Origin of the sequence: Corynebacterium sp. HMSC05E07 (genome assembly GCF_001807225.1) — a bacterium.
GTDB classification, from domain to species: Bacteria; Actinomycetota; Actinomycetes; order Mycobacteriales; family Mycobacteriaceae; genus Corynebacterium; species Corynebacterium singulare.
Map to the genome: position 1 here is coordinate 1 of NZ_KV788263.1, position 650 is coordinate 650.

The following is a 650-nucleotide window of genomic DNA, read 5'->3' on the forward strand; positions in this document are numbered from 1 at the left end:
TTAGAGAAGCTCAATCCGTGGTTCGCTCAAGATAAATAAAACAAATCTCGTGTAATCGTGGACACTAGGTACAGCGAGATGTAAGGTAGCTCACTATCAAAGAGTTGATGGGAGAAACTGGGAGATTGCCTTATGGTGTCAGACTTAAAAGCTCGTATTCGGCAGCGAAAACCTGACTCACGGTGGAAACGACCTCCGCGTTTTATTGCAGGGGGCGAGTGTATAAATTGTCAAGAATGTGTTAGGCGTTGCCCAGTTGCTTTTGCGGCAATCGTGGTTCTTGATCATGGACCTGTAATAATCCCCGAACTCTGCTCAGGTTGTCCGCAGTGTGTGAAAGCTTGCCCGATGGATTGCATATATGAAGATTCGGAGGGTCAGCGCAACGGTACCCCTGAAGAGCTTTGGAAAAAGGTAGAGCAACGTGAAGAAGAATTTTAGCCGGCTTCCAAGTCGAAAAGGCGTGCAAGCCGGCGCATCAGAGCCGAACTGTTTGGACGTTGAGTCGAAGTTTCATTCACTCTGGTCTGCAATGGAACGTCAAGTAGGGGAAGGAATCGAGGTTTCTCGCTGGATAGACAAACTGCTTTCGTTTGATGGACGTTTGACCGGAAGTGAGGCGTTGATCAGTCTTTCCCCGCGTGAGAAAG

General features: G+C 48.3%; 2 protein-coding genes. Both read left to right on the forward strand.

The genetic code is table 11. The features are described from left to right. Nucleotides 1-132 precede the first annotated feature (132 nt). Nucleotides 133-441, forward strand: coding sequence for a DUF362 domain-containing protein (locus HMPREF3149_RS14080; protein ID WP_083280851.1), 309 nt, complete (start codon nucleotides 133-135; stop codon nucleotides 439-441). Then, on the forward strand, nucleotides 425-650 hold a 226-nt coding region (locus HMPREF3149_RS13780; protein WP_210385445.1), incomplete at its 3' end, for a hypothetical protein. The genes HMPREF3149_RS14080 and HMPREF3149_RS13780, both read left to right, overlap by 17 nt.

Excerpts from the sequence above, each read along its gene's own strand:
- HMPREF3149_RS14080 (WP_083280851.1), top strand. The coding sequence starts at position 133 with ATGGTGTCAGACTTAAAAGCTCGTATTCGGCAGCGAAAACCTGACTCA.